Below are 1,776 nucleotides of genomic sequence, written 5' to 3' on the forward strand. Positions count from 1 at the left end.
TTGGGGCGGTCAAATCTTGGTATGTGCAAGTCAACTTGTCTGATGAGTAGGTGTGGCTGGCATAGGCAGCCGTAGACAAAAACAGGATGGTAAAAAATATTCTTTTCATTTTGGCTTACCTTTTAAAAATCAGAACGATACGGAGTAAAACAACCTTATTCCACTTGGGAACGATGCGGCGCCCCGAATAGCAGAAACCGAGAAGACGGGTATTGTACTTCCATCCGCGGAACACGTCAGCAAACCTTATTCGATTATCACGTTTTCAGACGACCTTGCCGCGCAAAATACGCTACAATACGCCCTATTTCAAGTTTCTAAAATTAAAAGGAAAATTCAATGTTCAGCTTCTTCCGCCGCAAGAAAAAACAGGAAACGCCCGCTCAAGAAGAAACCCGCATTCAGGAAACCACCGCCGAAGCCGTAGAACGCGCCGAAGCAGGCGTTTCGCAAACGCTTGAAACGGTTCAGGAAAATATCGGCGAAAAAGCGGAAGAGCTGATGGCGGCAGTCGAAACGGCGGTAGAAAGTGCAAAAGAGCACGCCGAAGAAATCTGCGAGACTGTGGTTGAACATGTTTCCGAAACGGTCGAATACGTCCATGAAGCGGTCAGCGACGGGTCGTCTGAAACCGCAGAAGCTGTCGAAACTTTAGAAACCCAAGCCGAAGCCGCGCCTGCAACATCCGAAGAACATTCCGTACCGGCCTTTGACAATACAGCCGTCGCCACGTCGTCTGAAACCTCTGAACCGTCCGAAACCGAACCCAAACTCGGCTGGGCGGCGCGTTTGAAACAGGGTTTGACCAAATCGCGCGACAAAATGGCGAAATCGCTGGCGGGCGTGTTCGGCGGCGGGCAAATCGACGAAGATTTGTACGAAGAGCTGGAAACCGTGCTGATTACCAGCGACATGGGCATGGAAGCGACGGAATACCTGATGAAAGACGTGCGCAACCGCGTCAGCCTCAAGGGGCTGAAAGACGGCAACGAGTTGCGCGGCGCATTGAAAGAAGCCTTGTACGACCTGATTAAGCCGTTGGAAAAACCGCTGGTCTTGCCCGACACGAAAGAGCCGTTCGTCATCATGTTGGCGGGCATCAACGGCGCGGGTAAAACCACTTCCATCGGCAAACTCGCCAAATATTTCCAAGCTCAGGGCAAATCCGTGCTGCTTGCCGCCGGCGACACCTTCCGCGCCGCAGCCCGCGAGCAGCTTCAGGCATGGGGCGAACGCAACAACGTAACCGTCATCTCGCAAACCACGGGCGATTCCGCCGCCGTCTGCTTCGATGCCGTCCAAGCTGCCAAAGCGCGCGGCATCGACATCGTGCTTGCTGACACCGCCGGCCGCCTGCCCACTCAGCTTCATTTGATGGAAGAGATCAAAAAAGTGAAACGCGTGCTGCAAAAAGCGATGCCCGACGCGCCGCACGAAATCATCGTCGTCCTCGATGCCAACATCGGGCAAAACGCCGTCAACCAAGTCAAAGCCTTTGATGATGCGCTGGGGCTGACGGGGCTGATTGTGACCAAACTCGACGGCACGGCAAAAGGCGGCATCCTCGCCGCGCTTGCTTCCGACCGCCCCGTCCCCGTCCGCTACATCGGCGTGGGCGAAGGCATAGACGATTTGCGTCCGTTTAACGCGCGCGCTTTTGTGGACGCGTTGTTGGACTAAGCCAAATCGGGCAACAGTCCGATAACGAAAAATCCCGATACGGCAAAATGCCTGCGGATGCGTTTTTATAGTGGATTAACTTTAAACCAGTACGGC

1 protein-coding gene is annotated in these 1,776 nt (G+C 54.0%); it reads left to right on the plus strand.

What is annotated here, in order from left to right:
• Positions 1–339 precede the first annotated feature (339 nt).
• Positions 340–1,680 carry a signal recognition particle-docking protein FtsY gene (ftsY, locus tag HMPREF3050_RS09325; RefSeq protein WP_070774598.1) on the plus strand — a complete coding sequence of 447 codons (1,341 nt, stop codon included), beginning with the start codon at positions 340–342 and terminating at the stop codon, positions 1,678–1,680.
• Positions 1,681–1,776 lie beyond the last annotated feature (96 nt).

The organism is Neisseria sp. HMSC065D04, assembly GCF_001815675.1.
In the GTDB taxonomy this organism is placed as follows: Bacteria; Pseudomonadota; Gammaproteobacteria; order Burkholderiales; family Neisseriaceae; genus Neisseria.

What these genes read in the sequence shown, in the direction of transcription:
- ftsY (WP_070774598.1), top strand. Translation starts at nt 340, where the DNA reads ATGTTCAGCTTCTTCCGCCGCAAGAAAAAACAGGAAACGCCCGCTCAA.